The sequence below is a fragment of the Novosphingobium sp. genome, assembly GCF_024642085.1.
In the GTDB taxonomy this organism is placed as follows: Bacteria; Pseudomonadota; Alphaproteobacteria; order Sphingomonadales; family Sphingomonadaceae; genus Novosphingobium.
In genome coordinates this window covers 59586-80486 of record NZ_JAHEBV010000065.1, presented here as the reverse complement: position 1 = coordinate 80486, position 20901 = coordinate 59586, and the positions used below count along the sequence as shown (strand labels likewise).

At 60.4% G+C, this 20901-nt stretch carries 31 protein-coding genes; 29 read left to right on the top strand and 2 right to left on the bottom strand.

The features are described from left to right. Window positions 1-2 precede the first annotated feature (2 nt). The 29 genes from rplD (at window position 3) to Q0L62_RS14245 (ending at window position 18433) form a co-directional block, all read left to right on the top strand. Complete coding sequence (rplD, locus tag Q0L62_RS14385; protein WP_296681334.1) at window positions 3-629, top strand: 50S ribosomal protein L4; 627 nt, start codon at window positions 3-5, stop codon at window positions 627-629. After that, window positions 622-930 (top strand): 50S ribosomal protein L23, encoded by a 309-nt coding sequence (locus Q0L62_RS14380; protein ID WP_296681331.1) that lies wholly within the window; start codon window positions 622-624, stop codon window positions 928-930. The genes rplD and Q0L62_RS14380 overlap by 8 nt, the downstream gene beginning before the upstream one ends. Before the next feature lie 8 nt (window positions 931-938). Continuing rightward, window positions 939-1775, top strand: a complete 837-nt coding sequence (gene rplB, locus Q0L62_RS14375; RefSeq protein ID WP_296681329.1) for a 50S ribosomal protein L2 — start codon at window positions 939-941, stop codon at window positions 1773-1775. 6 nt (window positions 1776-1781) lie between these two features. Continuing rightward, entirely contained in the window at window positions 1782-2060 is a 279-nt protein-coding gene (rpsS, locus tag Q0L62_RS14370; RefSeq protein ID WP_296681326.1) for a 30S ribosomal protein S19, read from the top strand. After that, a complete protein-coding gene (gene rplV / locus Q0L62_RS14365; protein WP_296681324.1) occupies window positions 2060-2449 on the top strand; it encodes a 50S ribosomal protein L22 in 390 nt (129 codons plus the stop codon). The genes rpsS and rplV overlap by 1 nt, the downstream gene beginning before the upstream one ends. A 3-nt stretch (window positions 2450-2452) precedes the next feature. Further along, a complete protein-coding gene (rpsC, locus tag Q0L62_RS14360; RefSeq protein ID WP_296681320.1) occupies window positions 2453-3163 on the top strand; it encodes a 30S ribosomal protein S3 in 711 nt (236 codons plus the stop codon). Window positions 3164-3165: 2 nt separating this feature from the next. Then, window positions 3166-3600, top strand: a complete 435-nt coding sequence (rplP, locus tag Q0L62_RS14355; RefSeq protein WP_296681317.1) for a 50S ribosomal protein L16 — start codon at window positions 3166-3168, stop codon at window positions 3598-3600. After that, a complete protein-coding gene (rpmC, locus tag Q0L62_RS14350) occupies window positions 3600-3800 on the top strand; it encodes a 50S ribosomal protein L29 (protein WP_296681316.1) in 201 nt (66 codons plus the stop codon). Before rplP ends, rpmC begins: the two co-directional genes overlap by 1 nt. Window positions 3801-3810: 10 nt before the next feature. Next, complete coding sequence (rpsQ, locus tag Q0L62_RS14345) at window positions 3811-4080, top strand: 30S ribosomal protein S17 (RefSeq protein ID WP_296681313.1); 270 nt, start codon at window positions 3811-3813, stop codon at window positions 4078-4080. Between the two features lie 118 nt (window positions 4081-4198). After that, window positions 4199-4567: a 50S ribosomal protein L14 gene (rplN, locus tag Q0L62_RS14340; protein ID WP_100866241.1), complete on the top strand. Its 369-nt coding sequence runs from the start codon at window positions 4199-4201 to the stop codon at window positions 4565-4567. Beyond that, a complete protein-coding gene (rplX, locus tag Q0L62_RS14335) occupies window positions 4567-4890 on the top strand; it encodes a 50S ribosomal protein L24 (protein ID WP_296681308.1) in 324 nt (107 codons plus the stop codon). Before rplN ends, rplX begins: the two co-directional genes overlap by 1 nt. Next, entirely contained in the window at window positions 4883-5476 is a 594-nt protein-coding gene (gene rplE / locus Q0L62_RS14330) for a 50S ribosomal protein L5 (protein ID WP_296681306.1), read from the top strand. Before rplX ends, rplE begins: the two co-directional genes overlap by 8 nt. A gap of 29 nt (window positions 5477-5505) precedes the next feature. Further along, on the top strand, window positions 5506-5811 hold the full coding sequence (gene rpsN, locus Q0L62_RS14325) for a 30S ribosomal protein S14 (protein ID WP_296681305.1): 306 nt from the start codon (window positions 5506-5508) through the stop codon (window positions 5809-5811). Between the two features lie 10 nt (window positions 5812-5821). Next, a complete protein-coding gene (gene rpsH, locus Q0L62_RS14320) occupies window positions 5822-6217 on the top strand; it encodes a 30S ribosomal protein S8 (RefSeq protein WP_296681303.1) in 396 nt (131 codons plus the stop codon). Then, the gene (rplF, locus tag Q0L62_RS14315) at window positions 6217-6750 is read left to right on the top strand and encodes a 50S ribosomal protein L6 (RefSeq protein WP_296681301.1); all 534 of its coding nucleotides are present in this window, start codon (window positions 6217-6219) and stop codon (window positions 6748-6750) included. The genes rpsH and rplF overlap by 1 nt, the downstream gene beginning before the upstream one ends. After that, the gene (gene rplR / locus Q0L62_RS14310; protein ID WP_296681298.1) at window positions 6750-7091 is read left to right on the top strand and encodes a 50S ribosomal protein L18; all 342 of its coding nucleotides are present in this window, start codon (window positions 6750-6752) and stop codon (window positions 7089-7091) included. Before rplF ends, rplR begins: the two co-directional genes overlap by 1 nt. Window position 7092: 1 nt before the next feature. Beyond that, window positions 7093-7851 carry a 30S ribosomal protein S5 gene (gene rpsE, locus Q0L62_RS14305; RefSeq protein ID WP_296681296.1) on the top strand — a complete coding sequence of 253 codons (759 nt, stop codon included), beginning with the start codon at window positions 7093-7095 and terminating at the stop codon, window positions 7849-7851. Window positions 7852-7856: 5 nt separating this feature from the next. Next, window positions 7857-8048 (top strand): 50S ribosomal protein L30, encoded by a 192-nt coding sequence (gene rpmD / locus Q0L62_RS14300; protein WP_296681293.1) that lies wholly within the window; start codon window positions 7857-7859, stop codon window positions 8046-8048. A gap of 88 nt (window positions 8049-8136) precedes the next feature. Then, a complete protein-coding gene (locus Q0L62_RS14295) occupies window positions 8137-9267 on the top strand; it encodes an acyltransferase (RefSeq protein ID WP_296681291.1) in 1131 nt (376 codons plus the stop codon). A gap of 70 nt (window positions 9268-9337) precedes the next feature. Then, entirely contained in the window at window positions 9338-9871 is a 534-nt protein-coding gene (gene rplO, locus Q0L62_RS14290) for a 50S ribosomal protein L15 (RefSeq protein WP_296681287.1), read from the top strand. Between the two features lie 119 nt (window positions 9872-9990). After that, window positions 9991-11358, top strand: coding sequence for a preprotein translocase subunit SecY (secY, locus tag Q0L62_RS14285; protein WP_296681284.1), 1368 nt, complete (start codon window positions 9991-9993; stop codon window positions 11356-11358). Between the two features lie 41 nt (window positions 11359-11399). After that, entirely contained in the window at window positions 11400-12047 is a 648-nt protein-coding gene (locus Q0L62_RS14280; RefSeq protein WP_296681282.1) for an adenylate kinase, read from the top strand. 191 nt (window positions 12048-12238) lie between these two features. Beyond that, window positions 12239-12607 (top strand): 30S ribosomal protein S13, encoded by a 369-nt coding sequence (gene rpsM, locus Q0L62_RS14275; RefSeq protein WP_296681279.1) that lies wholly within the window; start codon window positions 12239-12241, stop codon window positions 12605-12607. Between the two features lie 57 nt (window positions 12608-12664). Next, complete coding sequence (gene rpsK / locus Q0L62_RS14270) at window positions 12665-13054, top strand: 30S ribosomal protein S11 (RefSeq protein ID WP_088307824.1); 390 nt, start codon at window positions 12665-12667, stop codon at window positions 13052-13054. 106 nt (window positions 13055-13160) lie between these two features. Next, window positions 13161-14222: a DNA-directed RNA polymerase subunit alpha gene (locus Q0L62_RS14265; RefSeq protein WP_296681271.1), complete on the top strand. Its 1062-nt coding sequence runs from the start codon at window positions 13161-13163 to the stop codon at window positions 14220-14222. 110 nt (window positions 14223-14332) lie between these two features. Next, entirely contained in the window at window positions 14333-14746 is a 414-nt protein-coding gene (gene rplQ / locus Q0L62_RS14260) for a 50S ribosomal protein L17 (protein WP_296681268.1), read from the top strand. A gap of 113 nt (window positions 14747-14859) precedes the next feature. Continuing rightward, window positions 14860-16995: a prolyl oligopeptidase family serine peptidase gene (locus Q0L62_RS14255; RefSeq protein WP_296681264.1), complete on the top strand. Its 2136-nt coding sequence runs from the start codon at window positions 14860-14862 to the stop codon at window positions 16993-16995. 129 nt (window positions 16996-17124) lie between these two features. Beyond that, the gene (locus Q0L62_RS14250) at window positions 17125-17748 is read left to right on the top strand and encodes a hypothetical protein (protein ID WP_296681261.1); all 624 of its coding nucleotides are present in this window, start codon (window positions 17125-17127) and stop codon (window positions 17746-17748) included. Window positions 17749-17878: 130 nt separating this feature from the next. Then, window positions 17879-18433 (top strand): hypothetical protein, encoded by a 555-nt coding sequence (locus Q0L62_RS14245; RefSeq protein WP_296681258.1) that lies wholly within the window; start codon window positions 17879-17881, stop codon window positions 18431-18433. 78 nt (window positions 18434-18511) lie between these two features. Here the strand turns inward: Q0L62_RS14245 and Q0L62_RS14240 are convergent, their stop codons facing one another. Beyond that, the gene (locus Q0L62_RS14240; protein ID WP_296681256.1) at window positions 18512-19315 is read right to left on the bottom strand and encodes a triacylglycerol lipase; all 804 of its coding nucleotides are present in this window, start codon (window positions 19313-19315) and stop codon (window positions 18512-18514) included. After that, window positions 19312-20874: a wax ester/triacylglycerol synthase family O-acyltransferase gene (locus Q0L62_RS14235; RefSeq protein WP_296681254.1), complete on the bottom strand. Its 1563-nt coding sequence runs from the start codon at window positions 20872-20874 to the stop codon at window positions 19312-19314. The genes Q0L62_RS14240 and Q0L62_RS14235 overlap by 4 nt, the downstream gene beginning before the upstream one ends. Window positions 20875-20901 lie beyond the last annotated feature (27 nt).

Here is a 20901-nt window from a genome sequence, read left to right as displayed (position 1 = left end):
TCGTGAAGGTCAAGCTTTCCAATATTGACGGTAGCGCAGGCAAAGGCGACGTCGAACTTAACGATGACGTTTTCGGCATTGAGCCGCGCGCCGACATTCTGCACCGCGTTGTCACCTGGCAGCTCGAAAACCGTCGCGGCATTGCCCGCGCCGCGCGCGAGCGTTCAGAAGTGTCGCGCACCGGCAAGAAGCTGGGCAACCAGAAGGGCGGCGGTACCGCCCGTCACGGCGATCGCGCAGCCCCGATCTTTATCGGCGGTGGCAAGGCTCACGGGCCCCGCCGCCGTGATTTCGACGTGTCGCTAAACAAGAAGGTGCGCGCGCTGGGCCTCAAGATGGCTTTGTCGAGCAAGGCCAAGGCCGGTCTGGTCATCGTAGACACCCTTGACGTGAAGGATGCCAAGACCAAGGCCGTTGCCGCCCAGCTCGCCAAGGCGAACTGGGGCAAGAAAGTGCTCGTCATTGACGGCGAAGCGGTGAACGCCGACTTTGCCCGGGCCACCCGGAACCTGGTCGGCGTTAACGTGCTGCCGGCTGTTGGGGCCAACGTCTATGACATCCTGAAGCATGATACGCTGGTGCTGACGCGCGCCGCGATCGAAAAGCTGGAGGCGCGTTTCAATGGCTAAGGACGCAGCAATCGACACGCGTCACTACGACGTAATCGTGGCACCCCACATTACTGAAAAGGCGACGTTGGCGAGCGAGTTCAACGCCGTGGTCTTCAAGGTAGCGGGTGACGCGACCAAGCCGCAGATCAAGGCGGCGGTCGAGGCCATCTACGGCAAGACCGTGGTGAGCGTAAACACGCTGACCCAGAAGGGCAAAACCAAACGGTGGAAGGGTAAGCCCTATCGCCGTTCGGATTTCAAAAAGGCGGTTGTTCGTCTGGCTGAAGGCCAGTCGATCGACATCACCAGCGGGATCTGAGGCGCAACATGGCACTCAAGAACTATAACCCGACCAGCCCGGCCCGTCGCGGCCTGATCCTGGTCGACAAGTCGGCGCTGTGGAAGGGCAAGCCGGTCAAGGCGCTTACCGAAGGCAAGCGCAAGACCGGTGGCCGTAACAACAAGGGCCACGTTACTTCGCGCGGGATCGCTGGCGGTCACAAGCAGAAGTATCGCTACATCGATTTCAAGCGCCGCAAGTGGGATGCTCCCGCGACGGTCGAGCGCTTGGAGTACGATCCCAACCGTACCGCGTTCATCGCGCTGGTTTCTTATGCTGACGGCGAACAGGCCTACATACTGGCACCGCAGCGTCTGGCCGTTGGCGATACTGTCATCGCCGGTGAAAAAACCGACGTGAAGCCGGGCAATGCCATGCTTCTGTCGACCATGCCGGTTGGCACCATTTGCCACAACGTGGAGATGAAGCCGGGCAAGGGTGGTCAGATCGCCCGTTCGGCCGGCACATATGTGCAGGTTGTGGGCCGTGACCGTGGGATGGTGATCGTTCGCCTGAACTCGGGCGAGCAGCGCTACCTGCGTGGTGATTGCATGGGAACGGTTGGCGCGGTCTCGAACCCCGACAACTCGAACCAGAACCTCGCCAAGGCGGGCCGCAACCGCTGGAAGGGCATTCGCCCGTTGACCCGCGGTGTTGCCAAGAACCCGGTCGACCACCCGCACGGTGGTGGTGAAGGCCGGACCTCGGGCGGCCGTCACCCGGTTACGCCGTGGGGCAAGCCGACCAAGGGCGCCCGTACCCGCAACAACAAGCAGACGGACAAGATGATTATCCGTTCGCGTCACGCCAAGAAGAAGAGGTAAGCCACCATGGCACGTTCCGTATGGAAAGGCCCCTTCGTTGAACTGAGCCTGCTCAAGAAGGCTGAAGTCGCCCAGGATCAGGGCAGCCGCGCTGGTCCGATCAAGACCTGGTCGCGTCGTTCGACGATCCTGCCGCAGTTCGTTGGTCTGACGTTCAACGTCTACAACGGACACAAGTTCATCCCCGTCTCGGTCAACGAAGACATGGTCGGCCACAAGCTTGGTGAGTTTGCGCCTACGCGTACATTTCCGGGCCACGCTGCTGACAAGAAGGGTAAGCGCTAATGGGCAAGGAAAAGTCTCCGCGCCGGGTCGGCGACAACGAGGCGCTGTCGGTCGGCACCCAGATCCGTGGTTCGGCGCAGAAGCTGAATCTGGTTGCTGGTCTGATCCGTGGCAAGAAGGCCGAAGAGGCCATGAACATCCTCGCTTTCTCAAAGCGTGCGATGGCTGTTGACGCCCGCAAGGTGCTCGCGTCCGCGATCGCCAATGCGGAAAACAACCACAACCTTGATGTGGACGCACTCGTCGTCGCCGAAGCCAGCGTTGGCAAGTCGATCACCATGAAGCGTTTTCATACCCGCGGTCGCGGCAAGTCGACCCGCATCCTCAAGCCGTTCAGCCGGCTGCGGATCGTGGTGCGCGAAGTGTCCGACGTAGCAGGGGAGGCATAAGTTATGGGTCATAAGTCAAACCCGATCGGCCTGCGTCTGCAGATCAACCGTACCTGGGACAGCCGCTGGTACGCGGAAGGCAAGAACTATGCGAAGCTTCTTGAGGAAGACCTCAAGATCCGCAAGTACGTGCTGGAAACCCTGCCGCAGGCGGCGATCAGCAAGGTCGTGATCGAACGTCCGGCCAAGCTGTGCCGCGTATCCATCTATGCCGCCCGTCCAGGTGTAATCATCGGCAAGAAGGGTGCGGACATCGAAAAGCTGCGTTCGCAACTTGCGTCGATGACCGATAGCGACGTCAAGCTCAACATTGTTGAAATCCGCAAGCCGGAAGTTGACGCCAAGCTTGTTGCCCAAGGTATTGCCGATCAGTTGATCCGCCGCGTGGCGTTCCGCCGGGCCATGAAGCGCGCGATGCAATCGGCTATGCGCCTGGGTGCTGAAGGCATTAAGGTTGTCTGCGGCGGACGGCTTGGCGGCGCGGAAATCGCCCGCGTCGAACAGTACCGCGAAGGTCGTGTGCCTCTGCACACCCTGCGCGCGAACATCGATTATGCCGAAGCCGAAGCGCTGACTACCTATGGCATCATCGGCATCAAAGTGTGGGTTTTCAAGGGCGAAATCCTTGGTCACGACCCCATGGCGCAGGACCGTTTGATGATGGAAGCCCAGACTTCCGGCGTCCGTCCGGCCCGTGAAGATCGCAGGAACTAATCATGCTACAACCCAAAAAGCATAAATTCCGCAAGCAGTTCAAAGGCCGGATCAAAGGTGAAGCCAAGGGCGGCACCGATCTGAACTTTGGCTCATACGGGCTGAAGGCGCTTGAGCCGGAACGCATCACCGCGCGCCAGATCGAAGCGGCTCGCCGTGCGATCACCCGCCACATCAAGCGTCAGGGCCGTCTTTGGATCCGCGTGTTCCCGGACGTGCCGGTGTCGAAGAAGCCTGCTGAAGTCCGTCAGGGCAAGGGCAAGGGTTCGGTTGAATACTGGGCAGCACGGGTGAAGCCGGGTCGCATCCTGTTCGAACTCGACGGCGTAGCCGGCCCGCTGGCCGCCGAGGCGTTCAGCCGCGCGGCAATGAAGCTGCCGATCAAGACCAAGGTCGTTGCCCGCCTGGGCGACACCAGCCACCTCGGAGGTGAATAATGGCCAAGGCTGACGATATGCGCGCGAAAAGCGACGATCAGCTGACCGCTGACATGGGCGAACTGAAGCGCGAGGCATTCAACCTGCGTTTCCAGGCCGCGACGAACCAGCTTGAGCGCCCCGCGCGTATCAAGGAGGTCCGCCGCGACATCGCCCGCATCAAGACGTTGCAGGGCGAACGCGCCCGTAGCAGCAAGTAAGGAGGCAACGATGCCCAAGCGTATCCTGATCGGGACCGTTGTTTCCGACAAGACCGACAAGACCGTCGTGGTCAAGGTCGAACGTAAGGTGAAGCACCCGCTCTACGGGAAGATCATCCGCCGTTCGAAGAAGTACCACGCGCATGATGAGGACAACGCCTTCAAGACCGGCGAAACCGTCCGCATCGAGGAAACCCGTCCGATGTCCAAGCTCAAGACCTGGAAGGTCGTCGAGCGCGTCACCGCCGGGAAGGCCGCTGCGGTCGAAGCCGACGTCTGAGGGGCGTTTCGCAGGAAAGGTGGCTGCCACTTTTCCGGTTCGCGAAGCGACCAGCAAGTAAACCGTTTTTGGAACTGCCGGACTGGTTCCGGCAAGCCAGTGAGAAGGAACCGGATCAATGATCCAGATGCAATCCCAGCTAGACGTCGCTGACAACAGCGGTGCCAAGCGCGTCCAGTGCATCAAGGTGCTGGGCGGATCGAAGCGCCGCACTGCCGGCGTGGGCGACATCATCGTCGTCTCGGTCAAGGAAGCGCAGCCGCGCACCAAAGTGAAGAAGGGTGACGTGCACCGTGCCGTAATCGTTCGCACTAAGAAAGAAGTTCGCCGGACCGACGGTTCGGTGATCCGCTTTGACAGCAATGCGGCGGTGCTGATCAACAAGAACGCCGAGCCTATCGGCACGCGTATCTTCGGCCCCGTGGTTCGCGAACTGCGCGGCCGCGGTTACATGAAGATCATCAGCCTCGCGCCGGAGGTGCTGTAATGGCCGCCGCAAAGATCAAGAAGGGCGACACCATCGTGGTCCGCTCGGGCAAGGACAAGGGCCGTACCGGTACCGTCCTGCAAGTCATGCCCAAGGAAGGCAAAGTCGTGGTTGCCGGCGTCAACGTTGCCGCCCGTCACCGTAAGCCGACCCAGGCCAATCCGCAGGGCGGAATTGACCGCAGCGAAGCGCCACTGGCGATCGCCAAGGTCGGACTAGCGGATCCCAAGACCGGCAAGGCTACCCGGGTTCGTTTCGAAACCGGCAAGGATGGCAAAAAGGTCCGCGTCGCTGTTAAGTCGGGGGAGAAGATCGATGGCTAAGCAGGACACTACCAAGTACATGCCGCGCATGCGCAGCAAGTATGACACGGAAATCGCTCAGGCGATGACCGAGAAGTTCGGCTACAAGAACGCGCTCGAAGTTCCCAAGATCGAAAAGATCACGATCAACATGGGTGTCGGGGAAGGCAGCCAGGACAAGAAAAAAGTCACCACTGCTGCGGCCGAAATGGAACTGATCGCTGGCCAGAAGCCCGTGATCACCAAGGCAAAGAAGTCGATTGCGCAATTCAAGCTGCGTGAAGGCATGCCGATCGGTTGCAAGGTCACCCTGCGCCGCGAACGCATGTACGAGTTTCTCGACCGTCTTGTTACCGTGGCCATGCCGCGCATCCGTGACTTCCGTGGGTTGAACCCCAAGTCGTTCGACGGACGCGGCAACTACGCGATGGGCCTGAAGGAGCAGATCATCTTTCCAGAGATCAGCTACGACCAGATCGAGAAGGTGCGGGGCATGGACATCATTGTCACCACCACTGCCAAGACCGACGAAGAGGCCCGCGAACTGCTGCGCCTGTTCGGTTTCCCGTTCCCGCTGGATGCTGCTGACCAGCAGCAGGCCGCGTGAAGACCGTTTGAAGAAGAGAGCTTAAGTCCATGGCGAAACTGAGTTCCGTGAACAAGAACGAGCGGCGCAAGAAGCTCGTTAAGAAGTATGCTGCGAAGTACGCGAAGCTGAAGGCTGTCGCGGACGACAAGTCGCTCGATGATACCGAGCGTCTGATCGCACGTCTCAAGCTGGCGGAAGTGCCGCGCAACGCGAATCCGACCCGCGTGCGCAACCGCTGCGCAACCACCGGGCGCCCGCGCGCCTATTACCGCAAGTTCGGCTTGTGCCGTATCGAGCTGCGTGATCTTGCCAACAAGGGCATGATCCCCGGCGTCACCAAGTCGAGCTGGTAAGGATACCCCTATGGCGATGACCGATCCCCTGGGTGATATGCTCACCCGCATCCGCAACGGCCAGCGTGCAAAGAAGGACTCAGTCCTTTCGCCGGCTTCGAAGCTGCGCACCAGCGTTCTCGAAGTCCTGCAGCGCGAAGGCTATATCCGTGGCTACGCCGAGGACGCGACCGGCGTTCACCCGCAGCTGCGCATTGAACTGAAGTATTTCGAAGGCGAACCGGCGATCAAGCATGTCGCGCGCGTCTCGAAGCCTGGCCGCCGTGTCTACTCGGGTTCCAAGGAACTCCCGGTGATCCGCAACGGCCTTGGCATCACCATCGTCTCGACGCCGAAGGGCGTGCTTTCGGATGCCGAAGCGCGCGCCCAGAACGTCGGCGGCGAAGTGCTGGCGGAGGTGTTCTGATGAGCCGCATCGGTAAACGTCCCGTTGCCATTCCCAGCGGTGTTTCCGCAGAAATCGCCAACGGTGTGCTGTCGGTTAAGGGTCCCAAGGGCACCTTGACGCTGAACCTGCGTGACGAGATCAGCTACACTGTCGATGGCGACAGCATCCTGGTGAAGCCCGCCAACGACACCAAGGCCGCTCGCGCGTTCTGGGGCATGCAGCGCACGCTGGTCGATAACCTGGTCACCGGCGTGACAGAAGGTTACACCAAGGTGCTCGAAATCACCGGCGTCGGCTACCGTGCGAACGCTCAGGGCAAGAACCTGAAGCTTCAGCTGGGTTACAGCCATGACGTCGATTTCGCAGTGCCCGAAGGTATCGAGATCAAGACCCCGGACAACACCACGGTCGAAATCTCGGGCATCGACAAGCAGAAGGTCGGCCAGGTGGCCGCCGAGATCCGCCGCTGGCGCAAGCCCGAACCTTATAAGGGCAAGGGTATCAAGTACCGCGGCGAGTACATCTTCCGCAAGGAAGGGAAGAAGAAGTAATGGCCAAGCTCTCACTCTTCGATCGCCGTCGTCGGCGCGTCCGGACTGCCCTCAAGGCGCGTTCCGGTGGGCGTCCGCGTCTTTCCGTTCACCGCTCGGGCCGTCACATCTACGCTCAGATCATCGACGATGCCGCCGGCCGTACGGTCGCTGCTGCATCGACGCTGGGCACCAAGGTTGGCGCCAATGTCGATGCCGCAGCCAAGGTCGGTTCCGATCTGGCTGCTGCCGCCAAGAAGGCGGGCGTGACTTCCGTCGTGTTCGATCGCGGCGGCTTCCTGTTCCATGGCCGCGTCAAAGCGCTGGCTGATGCCGCGCGTGAAGGCGGGCTGGAGTTCTAAGATGGCTGACGAAACCAACATTGCAGACGCCCCGGCCGAAACGCCGATCGCGGCTGAACATCCCCAGGGTGCCGAAGGCGGTACCGAAGTGCGTGAAACGCGAGGCGGCAACCGAGGCGGCGGCAATCGAGGCCGTGGCGGCAACGATCGCGGCGGTGATCGCGGTCGCGGCGGACGCGGCGGCAATGACCGTGGCCGTGGCCGCGGCGGCGACGACGACGGCGGCGAAGAGCTGATTGAAAAGCTCGTCCACATCAACCGCGTGTCCAAGACCGTCAAGGGCGGCAAGCGCTTCGGCTTTGCGGCGCTGGTCGTGGTTGGCGATGGCAAGGGCCGTGTTGGCTTTGGTCATGGCAAGGCCCGCGAAGTGCCGGAAGCCATCACCAAGGCAACCGCCTCGGCCAAAAAGAAGATGGTTCGCGTCCCGCTCAAAGAAGGTCGTACTCTGCATCACGACGGCAAGGGCCGGTTTGGTGCCGGCAAGGTCAATGTGCGATCGGCTCCGGCCGGAACCGGGATCATTGCTGGCGGCCCGATGCGCGCTGTCTTCGAAAGCCTGGGCGTGGCAGACGTGGTGACCAAATCAGTCGGCACCAGCAACCCCTACAACATGATCCGCGCCACGTTCGATGCGCTGACTGACCAGACTTCGCCGAAGTCGGTCGCCCAGCGCCGCGGCAAGAAGGTTGCTGACCTGCTGGGTCGTGGCGGCGCCAATGTTGCGGAGGCTGAGGCCGCCGCTGATGCGATCACGGAGTAAGCACGATGGCAAAATCTGAAAAGAAGACCATCAGGATCAAGCAGATCGGTTCGCCGATCCGCCGCCCGGAAAGCCAGAAGAAGATCCTTATCGGTCTTGGTTTGGGCAAGATGCACCGGGTAGTGGAACTTGAAGATACCGCCGAAGTGCGCGGCGCGATCGCCAAGCTGCCGCATATGGTGGCCGTGGTCGATTGAACCTGCACCCGGCTTGATCAGAGTATACGGCCTCCGGTTGATCTGGAGGCCGTTTTCTTTTGTCGGCTGAATATCAAGGGGCAGGCAGATGACCAGGCAAGAGGTGGCTGAGGTTCTGCTGGACAACAAAACCGGCCAAGCGGCATTGTCCGCCGATCAACTCGGTGCTTTGACCGGTTTGCGCTTTGTTGCTGCGTTGATGGTTTTGCTTTTCCATTTCGGCGCGTCTTGGGCCGAAGTTAGCGCACTACCCTATCCGATCGTAAACCTGCTGAAAAATGGCTACCTCGGGGTTTCGATCTTTTTCATCCTGTCCGGTTTCATTATCGCTCATCAGTACATCTGGCGGATGAACGACCGATCCGATCTTGCCCAATTTGCCGCGGCTCGCTTCGCAAGGCTTTATCCGGTTTATGCTCTAGCGTTGCTTTGGGAATTGCCTTTTGTCTGGCGCGAGCTTGGGCTGGTGGAGATTTTCACAGTCCCATTGCTGCTGCAAAGCTGGACTTTGCCGGGCTCAAGCCTTTCCCTAGCTTGGTTAATGCAAGCGTGGACACTGTCGGTAGAACTGTTCTTTTATTTGACCGCGCCTTTGATGCTAAGATTTCTGCGCAACAGCTCCTCGGGTCAGCTGATATCCGTTGGGGTGATCGCCGCAGCGGCGATGGTACTTTTCGCTGTGCCCACCTTCGGCGGCTCCGTGGTTGTTCAACCCGCGTTACGCTGGGCTCCAATTCCGCTGATGCGGAGCTTTGAGTTCCTGTTCGGAGTAGTGCTCGCTCTCCTGTGGAAACGCCACGAGGACTTCTTAAGTTATTTACACCGTCCTGCGATTCAAGCAGCGCTGGTGTGTGCAATTGCGCTGCCCTTGTGCCTTTCCCGCGAATTACGTTTGGTTTCGATTGCCATGGTCTTTGCTGGCTTGCTCATCGTGCAACTTGCGTCACTGAAAACTTGGTTGGCCCGCATACTTGCTTCACGGCCGCTGCTACTTCTAGGTGAGGCGTCCTACGCCCTATACATTCTGCAATTGCCCGTTCGTCAGACACTCGAGCTCTTTTTGCCGCTGACTTGGGCCCGGCTTGCGAACCTGCCTGTTGCTATCAGCATATCAATTGGTGTTTTCCTGTTCTGGGAAGAACCAAGCCGACGCTGGCTACGCAGCGCGCTTGGGGCAAGCGGCCAGAAAGTTTGCCCGACAGCCTCTATTGGGGCGTGACAACCTCGGTTTAAGCGCCTAATGGCGCGCTCTTCCATCAGCGCGACAAAAGCGAAAGCGAGTGCACGACATGAAATTGAATGATATCCGCGACAACGATGGTGCCCGCAAATCACGCATGCGCGTGGGCCGTGGCATCGGTTCGGGCAAAGGCAAGACCGCCGGGCGCGGCCAGAAGGGTGCCAAGGCACGTTCGGGCGTCAGCGTTAACGGCTTCGAAGGCGGGCAGATGCCGCTGCACATGCGCATCCCGAAGCGCGGCTTCAACAACATCTTCGCCAAGGATTTTGCCGAGGTTAACCTGGGTATGGTGCAAAAGGCGATCGACGCCGGCAAGCTGGACATCAAGGCCGTGGTTGACCACGCCGCGCTGAAAGCGGCCGGTCTGGCCCGCGGCGGCAAGGACGGCGTGCGCCTGCTCGGCAAAGGTGAACTGACCGCCAAGGTCAAGTTCGCGGTCGACGGCGCATCGGCCGGGGCCAAGGCTGCGGTGGAAAAGGCCGGTGGTTCGGTAGCTCTGCCTGAAGCCAAGCCTAGCGAGCAGGAAAAGAAGGCCGCCCGCCGCGAGACGAACAAGTCCGCCAAGGCAGGCAAGGGCGAATAATCACGGGACAAGCGCGGGCTGGGGGTTTTTGACTTCCCGCCCGCGTCCTATATGGGCTCCCGTAATCAATGGGGGGAGCCGGGCCGCATCCGGCGTTCCAAGCAAGGCTTGACCAGACAATGGCATCACGCGCCGACAATATCGCGAGCAACCTGAGCCTCGCCAATTTTTCCAAGGCGACCGAACTAAAGAACCGGATCTGGTTCACGGTCGGCGCCCTGATCGTGTTCCGCTTCCTAAGCTTCGTTCCGCTGCCCGGCGTCAATCCGCTGATACTACGCGAATTGTACAAGCAGACGCAGGGCGGCATCCTTGACATTTTCAACACGTTTTCGGGCGGCTCGCTCGAACGCATGAGCCTGATCGCGCTTGGCGTCATGCCCTACATTACGGCATCGATCGTGGTGCAGCTGGCTGCATCGCTGCACCCTGCGCTCGCGGCGCTGAAGAAGGAAGGCGAAAGCGGCCGCAAGAAGCTCAACCAATATACCCGCTATGGCGCGGTGTTCCTCACCGCGATCCAGGGTTGGTTCATCGCGACAGGGCTTGAGGCATACGGCGCGCAAAGTGCCCTGCAGGCCGTGGTCATGCCGGGCATGATGTTCCGGGTCAGTGCCGTGATCAGCCTGATCGGCGGGACCATGTTCCTGCTGTGGCTGGGCGAACAAATCACCAGCCGGGGGATTGGCAACGGAACATCGCTCATCATCATGGCCGGGATTGTGGCCCAGATGCCGCGCTTTATCGGCAATCTGTTTGAAGGTGGCCGCAGCGGTGCGATCAGCGGATTCGTTATCGCTGGGCTTGTCATATTGATCGTTATTATGGTGCTGCTGATTTGTTTCATGGAACGATCTACCCGGCGCCTGCTCATTCAATATCCCAAGCGCGCCAGCCAGAACGGCATGATGCAGGCTGATCGCAGCCATCTGCCGCTCAAGCTCAATACCGCTGGTGTTATTCCGCCGATTTTTGCCAGTTCGCTGCTGCTGCTGCCGCTGACCATCACCCAGTTTGCTGGTAATTCTGTCTCTCCGGATTCGAAGGTCGGCGCCTTTATCGTCAGCCTCAACCAGTATCTGGGGCATGGAAAACCGCTTTACATGGCGCTTTATGCTCTCGGCATCCTGTTCTTCAGCTTCTTCTACACCGCGGTTGTGTTCAACCCGGAAGAGACAGCCGACAACCTGAAGCGCAACGGCGGGTTCATCCCTGGTATTCGGCCTGGCAAGAACACCGCGACCTACCTTGATTATGTGCTGACGCGGATCACTGTCATCGGCGCGATCTACCTGACTTTCGTCTGCGTTGTGCCCGAATATATCATTGCGCAGACCGGTATAACCGCGATGTTCATCGGCGGGACCAGCCTGCTGATCGTGGTCAATGTTACGGTCGATACGATCACGCAGATTCAGTCGCACCTGCTTGCACACCAGTACGGCGATCTGATCAAGAAGGCCAAGCTCAAGGGGCGGCTGCGCTAAGGCCAGCACTCCGCTATCACGCTATCCAGGGGGAGCGCGAAGTGAACATCATCCTGTTGGGACCGCCGGGCGCAGGTAAAGGCACCCAGGCACAGCGTTTGGTTGACGCGCACGCGATGCGGCAGCTTTCGACCGGCGACATGCTGCGCGCTGCGGTCAGGGCCGGCACCCCAACGGGGCTTGAGGCCAAGGCGGTGATGGAGCGCGGTGAACTGGTTTCCGACGCGATTGTCTCGTCCCTGATCGGCGAGGAACTGGATTCAATGGGCGCCGATACCGGGGCGATCTTTGATGGCTATCCGCGCACGGCCGAACAGGCTCGCTCACTGGACAGCATTCTTGATGCGCGTGGCCGCACACTTGATCATGTAATCGAGCTTGAAGTGAACGAAGATGCGTTGGTTGACCGCATCTGCGGCCGGTATACCTGCGCCAGCTGCGGCAAGGGCTATCACGACAAGTTTGAGCTGCCACAGGTTCCCGGCGTTTGCGACAAGTGCGGTTCGACCGAGTTCAAGCGCCGTCCGGATGACAACGAAGAAACTGTTCGCACCCGCATGGCTGAATACCGTGCCAAGACTGCTCCGATCCTGCCGATCTACGAAACGCGGGGCATCGTCAGCCGGGTCAACGGCATGGAAGAAATCGATCATGTCAGTGCGGCAATTGAAGCTATTCTTAAAGGTTGATTTGATTGCGCCGCACTGGCGTTGACATAAATGGCGAATCGCCTTAAGCGCGCCGCTCAACCGAAAAACGGGACCGTCCGGAAGGCGTTTGCCAAAGCGCGCGCCAGCCGGGCTTTTTGCCGTTTTGCGGATGAAGCGTTGAGATGGGGGGTATTCCTTGGGATCGCCCCCTGTGGAGCATGGAGAATTAAGTGGCTCGTATTGCCGGGGTGAACATCCCCACCAACAAGCGCGTGATCATTGCGCTCACCTACATTCATGGCATTGGTTCGTTCAAGGCCCGCCAGATCGCCGACAAGCTGGGAATTGACCACAGCCGCCGTGTTCAGGACCTGACCGATCAGGAAGTGCTGCACATTCGTGAAGCGATAGACGCCGATCACACCGTTGAGGGTGACCTGCGCCGCGAAACCGCGATGAACATCAAGCGTCTGATGGATCTGGCCTGCTATCGCGGGCTGCGTCACCGCAAGGGCCTGCCGGTTCGCGGTCAGCGCACGCACACCAACGCCCGTACCCGCAAGGGCAAGGCCAAGCCGATCGCCGGCAAGAAGAAGTAAGCGCGCGGGCCTTTCGGTCTCACGCTTTCCCTTCCCGATTTCGAGTAGGATAGAAAAATGGCACGCGAACCCCAGCGCATCAAGCGCCGCGAGCGGAAGAACATCACAAGCGGCATCGCCCACGTGAATGCCAGCTTCAACAATACCATGATCACCATCACCGATGCCCAGGGCAATGCGATTAGCTGGTCCTCCGCCGGGATGATGGGCTTCAAGGGCAGCCGCAAGTCGACTCCTTACGCCGCTCAGGTGGCTGCGGACGATGCCGGCAAGAAGGCCGCCGAACACGGCGTTCGCACCCTTGAAGTTGAAGTGAAGGGCCCCGGCTCGGGCCGTGAGAGCGCGCTGCGTGCTCTCCAGGCTGTCGGCTTCACCATCACTTCGATCCGCGATGTTACCCCGATCCCGCACAACGGGGTCCGGCCTTCAAAACGTCGCCGGGTCTGATCGTTCCTTCGCGGCAGGGCGTCCGCCTTGTCGCTGTTTCGGATCGGCCGCGGTTCCAGTGTCGGAGCAGCGGTCGTCCCGCCAAGAATAACCCCAGGGGAAGTCCATGACTGTCAACATCAAGAACTGGCAGGAACTCAAGAAGCCCAACGCCCTCGAAGTGAAGGCGGGGAACGACCCCAAGCGCCGGGCCACTTTCGTCGCAGAACCGCTTGAACGCGGCTTTGGTCTGACGTTGGGCAATGCGCTGCGCCGCGTTCTGCTGTCGTCGCTGCAAGGCGCTGCCATCACCTCGATCAAGATCGAAAACGTGCTGCATGAGTTCAGCAGCCTGGCCGGTGTGCGTGAAGACGTCACCGACATCGTTTTGAACGTCAAGCAGATCGCGCTCAAGATGCAGGGCGAAGGCCCCAAGCGCTTGCAGCTTTCGGCCACCGGCCCGGGCGAAGTGACTGCTGGGGACATCGCTGTGACCGGCGATATCGAGGTTCTGAACAAGGATCTGGTGATCTGCCACCTTGACGAAGGCGCGACGCTCAACATGGAACTGACCGCGGACAGCGGCAAGGGCTACGTTCCGGCTGTCGGTAACCGTCCGGTCGATGCGCCGATCGGTTTGATCCCGATCGATTCGCTTTATTCGCCTGTTCGCCAGGTTAGCTACAAGGTCGATAACGCCCGCATCGGGCAGGAACTTGACTACGATAAGCTCAACCTGACGGTCGAAACAGACGGCACGGTCACCCCTGAAGATGCCGTGGCCTATGCCGCGCGCATCCTGCAGGACCAGCTGTCGCTGTTCGTCCACTTCGAAGACGCAGTGCCGATGGGCTCGTCGCCGATGATCGGGATGGCTGCGGCCGCGCCGAGCGAAGAAGGTGATACCAACCAGCTCAACCGCTACCTTCTCAAGAAGGTGGACGAACTGGAACTGTCGGTTCGTTCGGCCAATTGCCTCAAGAACGACAATATCATCTATATCGGCGACCTGGTCCAGAAGACCGAGGCCGAGATGCTCCGCACCCCCAACTTTGGCCGCAAGTCGCTCAACGAGATCAAGGAAGTCCTGAGCTCGATGGGTCTGCGCCTAGGCATGGACATCCCTGGCTGGCCGCCGGAAAATATCGAAGAAATGGCCAAGAAGCTCGAACAAGAGCTGCTGGGCTGATTGGTAACAGGGGCGCCTTCGGGCGTCCCGGTACGGTAACGGCAGCCGCCGCAAGCGCTGCCAGGTACGGGGTACCTTGCACGGCCCCCTAACGAACGAAGGACTAACCCATGCGCCATAAATACGGCGGGCGTAAGCTCAACCGCACTTCCAGCCACCGCAAGGCCTTGTTCCGCAACATGGCAGCGGCTCTGCTCAAGCATGAACAGATCACCACCACGCTGCCCAAGGCGCGCGAACTGCGTCCCTATGTCGAAAAGCTGATCACGCTGGCGAAGCATGGCGGGCTGTCAAACCGCCGTCTGGCCCACGCCCGTCTGCTCGACGATGCGCAGCTGGTTAAGCTGTTCGACGTGCTGGCTGCACGCTATGCGAACCGCGAAGGCGGCTATACCCGCGTGATCAAGGCTGGCGTGCGCGCGTCTGATGCGGCCCCGCTGGCAATCATCGAGCTGGTCGACCGTGATACATCGGCCAAGGGCCAGGACAGCGGCCCGGTAATGGTCGAAGACGACGCCGAATAGGCTTTGATGTTGATTGACGGTGCGCCAGTCGCGCTTGTCGAACCACTGTTTGCAAAAGCGGCTGCAGGCCCATAGCCTGCAGCCGCTTTTTGCATTTTTGAGGACCGTTACTGATGCGTGGAATCCTTGCCGGCGTCCTTGTCGCCGCCGTGTTGCCGTCCGCTGCAGGAGCGCAAAGCGTGAAGCCAATCACCTATCCCGAAACCCGCAAGGGCGATGTCGTCGAAACCCAGTTCGGCGAGGTGATTGCCGATCCCTATCGCTGGCTTGAAAACGATGTGCGCACCGATGCGAAAGTGGCCGATTGGGTGAAGAGCCAGAACACCGTCACCGATGCCTATCTCAAAACCCTTCCGCAGCGCGCGTGGTTCGCTACGCGTATCAAACAGTTGATGGACTACGAACGCTTCGGCCTGCCGCGCAAAGCCGGAAAGCAGTATTTCTACACGCGTAATTCGGGCCTGCAGAACCAGTCGCAGCTGTTCGTCCGTGACGGTCTTGACGGTGTTCCGCGCCTGCTGATCGATCCCAATGGCTGGGCAAAGGACGGCGCCACCGCGCTCGATGCATGGGAGCCGTCCGAAAAAGGCCGCTACCTTGCTTATTCGGTGCAGGACGGCGGCAGCGATTGGCGCATCCTGCGGGTGCTTGACGTCGCCACCGGCAAAGTGCTGGAAGATGAGGTGCGCTGGGCAAAGTTTACCGGCTTGTCATGGGTCGGGGAGGAGGGTTTTCTCTATTCGCGCTTTCCCAAGCCCGCCGAAGGGGCCGAGTTCCAATCACGCAATTTCAACCAGGCGGTCTATTTTCACCGCATAGGGACGCCGGTCGCCGCTGATCAGCTGGTCTATTCATCGCCCGACAAACCCGAGGTGCTGCATTCGGCAAGCGTGACCAACGAGGGCCGCTATGCAGTAATTACCAGTTCGGTCGGCACAGACGCCAAGAACGAAGTGCGCGTGATCGACCTGCGCCAGCGCCGGGCCAAAGGCTGGGCGGCCCGCACGCTGATAGACGGTTTCGACAATAAATGGGAAGTGGTCGATTCGATCGGCAGCCGGCTGTGGTTCGTCACCGATAAGGCCGCTCCGCGCAGCAAGCTCGTGGCGGTCAACTTAGCCGGCAAGGCGCCGCGATGGGCAGAGCTTGTGCCAGAGCGTGAAGAAACACTGGAACGCGCAACAATTGTCGGCGACCGCCTGGTTTTGGCCTATCTGAAGGATGCGTCTACCCGTGCCGAGATTTACGACCTGACCGGCAAGCACGCGCAAGTTCTTACACTAAACGGGATCGGTACCGCCTCGGGCTTCACCGGCAAGCCAGGCGATCCCGAGACATTCTATTCCTATACTAGCTTCAACCAGCCCGCGACCATCCAGCGCCTTGATCTGAGCAGCATGAAGACGGCGACTTTCGCATCGCCCAAACTGGCGTTCGATCCGGCGATCTATGCGGTCGAACAGCGCTTTTACACCTCAAAGGACGGCACCCGCGTGCCGATGTTCATCGTCCGCAAGAAGGCACTGGTGGGCAAAGCGGTACCGACGTTGCTTTATGGCTACGGCGGCTTTGATATCTCTTTGACACCCGGCTTTTCCGCATCGCGGATGGCCTGGCTTGATGCGGGCGGGGCCTATGCTCTGGCCAACCTGCGTGGCGGCGGCGAATATGGCAAGGCCTGGCACGACGCCGGACGCCTCGCCAACAAGCAGAACGTGTTCGACGATTTCATAGCAGCGGGCGAATTCCTGATTGCCGAGGGGATCACGCCCAAAGGCGGCTTGACCGTGCAGGGCGGATCGAACGGCGGCTTGTTGGTGGGTGCCGTGGTCAACCAGCGGCCCGATTTGTTCGCCGCCGGCAATGCGGCCGTGGGGGTAATGGACATGCTGCGCTTTGACCGTTTTACGGCCGGCCGGTACTGGACTGACGATTATGGCTTCCCCGGCAAGGAGGCTGATTTCAAAGTGCTGCGCGCTTACTCGCCCTATCACAACATCCGCAGTGGCGTGACCTATCCGGCGGTGCTGGTAACCACTGCCGACACCGACGACCGCGTGGTTCCGGGCCACAGCTTTAAATATACCGCTGCTCTCCAGGCCGCTGCGGCTGGTCCCAAGCCGCATCTCATCAGGATAGAAACCCGGGCCGGGCACGGTGCCGGCAAACCGACGGACAAGGTGGTTGCCGAGGCGGCAGACAGCCTGGCATTTCTTGCCGAATGGAGCGGGTTATCAATCCCGCAATAGCCGTTCATAAAATCGTCCATTTTGCTGAACAAAAGCTGCAAAGGTAATTCAGCAACGGGCTAGCGCCGATTCGGTAGACCATCCTCAACACCGGACAGATCAGTCCGGTTCATGTGAAGGATGAATGCCATGAAGACCCTGTCCAAGGCCCTTGTTGGTACCATCGCGGCAGGCGCGGTGGCGATCTCTTCGGCTACTCCCGCGATGGCGGAAACCTATGGTCACCGCGACCGCGACGGCATCAGTGCTGGCGATGTGATTGCCGGAGCATTGGTGATCGGCGGAATTGCCGCAGTCGCTTCTGCTGCAAGCCGTGACCGTGGTTACGACGGCAATTATGACCGCAGCTATGACCGCAATTACGGCAGTGGCTATGATCGCGATTACCGCAATGGCGGCGCCTACGGCTATGATGGCAATTACCGTTACGGGGGTAATCCGCGTCAGGCTGTCGAACAGTGCGTGGCAGCGACCGAACGCACGGCGAGTCGCTACAGCTATGGCCGCGCGGATGTAACCGACATTCGCGAAGTCCGGAACACCCGCGACGGTTACGAAGTGAAGGGCCGCATTGCGGTCAACCAGTCAAATCGCGGTTGGCGCTCGGGCGAAAGCTATTACGGGCGCGGCTGGGGCGGTGATTATCGTGGCTGGAACAACAACTTGCGCGGGTACGACTCGGGCTCCTTCAAATGCAAGTTCGAACGTGGCCGAGTGGTCGACGTTGATTTCAGCGGAATCCGCGGTCTTTAGCCGCACCTGCTGAATTGCTCAGACAGGCGGTTCAGGCGCTAGAAAGCCTGGGCCGCCTAGTCGAATGAGAGTAAGGTGCGGTGACATATCACGCTGGTTTTGGATCCGCGCACCTTGGAGGGTGGCAATCATGAAGAGCAGGTTTTTCCGTAGTGCTGCGATACTGGCATCAGCCGCGTCGCTTTCGCTTGTCGCTTCGCCGGCCCTGGCGGGCGATCGCTGGGGTGGATGGAACGGCTGGGGCGGTCACCGCGACCGTGTCGATGCCGGTGACGTATTGGCCGGCATCCTGATCATCGGCGGCATTGCAGCGGTGGCCAGTGCGGCCAGCAAAAGCGGCAAGAACCGGCGCTACGACGATCGCCGCTATGAAGATCGGCGTGACGGTGACACGCGTGATTATCGCGGCGATGATTACCGCAACGACGATTATCGCCAAGGTTCAAGCCCGCAGGCGCGTGGCGGCTCGGCATCGCGGGACACACGCGACTTGAACGGAGCGGTTGACCGTTGCGTCAGCGAAATCGAACGCGGTGCGGCGCGGGTTGAAAGCGTCGATCGCGCCGAACGTGATGACAATGGCTGGAAAGTCGAAGGCCGGGTTGGCGGCGATGATCGGTTCGCCTGCACGGTCGATCAGGATGGTCGCATCCGTCAGGTTTCGATCGCAGGCCGCGCAATCTGACAGCAAACCCCTATAGAAAACACAAAAAGGGCCGCTTCCTGTGGAAGCGGCCCTTTTTTGTATCGTGGTACCGGCTGTTCAATGAAGCCGCGTTTGCGGAAACATCCAACGCTGGTGCCATTTGGCGACGAAGGGCTGCCAGCCTTGTTCGTCTTGCGCCAGACGGTCGGCCAGCGCGACCATTACACTGGGATTGACACCCAGTCCGCAATGGCTGGCGTGAACGACGATGTTTTCGGTCTGTGTGTTGTCGTGCTCGGGATGCTGCACCGAGCCGCGCCAATGGACGACCCCGTCAGTCTTGGTCAGGATCGATGTTGTCGGTACGGGCGGGGCTTGATGCAGGCCGGTGAAGCGGCCGTGGCGGACAGGTTCGGGTTCCTTGCCGTTCAGAAACTCAAACAGTTTTGATGCATTGGTGTGGCGCCGGTCATCATGGATCGGACTGCCAAGCGTAATGACCTGACGCACGATCGCGGGGTGAAGCTTGGCCAGTTCACGCGCAAATACGCCCCCCAGGCTCCACCCGACGATTGAGACGGTGCGCCCGGTACGCTGGTGAATGCCGAGCAGCAGCTGTTCCATTTCGTGGACGCGCTGGAGATCGACCCGCACATTGCGGCCCAGTTTCCAGCCGTAGGCATCATAACCCAAATCCTCCAGCAGACGGCGCATTGGCGCGGTCGAACTGTCGGAGGCCAGGAAGCCCGGCAGGACCAGAACGGGGTGCCCGTCGCCGCGCGGCAGCAAAGACAACAGGTGGCGACTGGCATAGAACGCGGCAAGTTCGAACACCGCGCGCCCTTCTGTCAGCGCCAGCAATTTGCTGGGCGGTCGGGCTTCGATAGTCATCGCCTTGCGGGCGGCTGTAGTGGCTGTCACTTTTTGGCGACCTTTCGGGGCTTCGCGGCTTTTTTGCCGGTAGGTTTGCCGGTCTTTGCCGGCTTGCCAGATGAAATGGCGGAACGGCCGGGCTCTGCGGATTGCCCGGCCGGTTTTGCCGGTTCGGCCTGTTCTGCACCGTTAGCCCGCGCGGCAGCAAGCAGTTCCTGAAAACTGTCCTCAATACACTGTGCATAGACATCCGGGTCGGGCATGACCTTGCGGCAGGCAGTGAAAGTGATGGTTGCTTCCTTGCAATAGCTTTGCACGGTGTGACCAAGGCCGACACCGTCGGTAAGGCACAGCAGGCCCATCATGCTTTCCAGCCGGGCGCCGGCGGAATAAATCGGCACCGGCGGTCCTGGTACGTTTGTGACAACCGTGTTGACTGCGGGCCCAAGCCGGTCGGCCAGACCAAGCCGGGTGTACAGCTGCGCGCCCAGCGCCATGAACAGGGCCGGGCTGACCTTGCTCATTTCGGTCATGTTGCGCGCGCCCATGGCGTCGGTCATCGCCTTGGAATTGACCGTTTGCGAATGGACGTAGGCCAGCCGTTCCAGCGGGTCTTCGATATGACTGCCCAGCGGCGCGATCATCGCCGCCACCTGGTTGCCCATATCGCCCTTTTCGTCTTTCCCGCGGACAGAGATCGGCGCCATCGCGGTCAGCGTCTTGTCGGGCAGATCGTCATGCAGCGTCAGGTATTTGCGCAGGGCCCCGCCGATGATTGCCAGAAAGGCGTCGTTGACCTTGGCCCCCGGCACCGCGCTGCGGATAGCCTTGATATCATCCAGCGGGATGGATCGTCCTTCAATCACCCGGTTGGGCGACAGCACGGTGTTGAAGCGCGTTCGCGGGGCAACCATCTCGCCGTGCAGCTTGAAATCCTTGGCCACCAGCCCCTTGATCGCCTTGGCCAAACCCGGCGCTGCCTTGGCCGCTACATCCAGCTGGCGCAAAGGATTGGCGAGATTGTTGATCCAGCTTTTGGCGAGCAATTCGGCAAAGTTTGGCGGGTTTTCCCCCTGCCAGGTGTCAACCTGGTCAGGCGGCGGCGCATCAGGCGCAAGCGTGTGTAGCGCCTCCATCAGGTCGATCCCGCTCATCCCGTCGATCGCAGCGTGGTGGACCTTGGTGACCATGGCATAGGATCCCGGGGCTATGCCGGGGATATTGTCGAGCCCTTCGACCACCGTGAACTCCCACGGCGGGCGAGTCAGATCAAGCGGGCGGGCAAAGATGCGCGCGGCCTGAATGCACAGCTGGCGCCAGTCGCCGGGTTTGGGCAAGGCCAGGTGGCGGACATGGTATTCAAGATCGAAATCCTTGTCCTCAATCCAGTAGGGATAATCGAGGTCGAACGGCACGCGGACCAGCTTTTGTCGCATCGTCTTGGACAGCTGCATCCGGCTTTCGAAAAAGCGCAGGATATCCTTGTAGCGAACGAAACCGCCCGGCGCGGTTGAAGGGTTGTAGATCAGGATCGACCCGATGTGCATCGGCGAATTGCGCGTTTCCAGCGCGACAAACGATGCGTCCATGCCCTGCAGTTGCCGCAAGCGCTTTCCTCTCGGCGTTCACCCGCC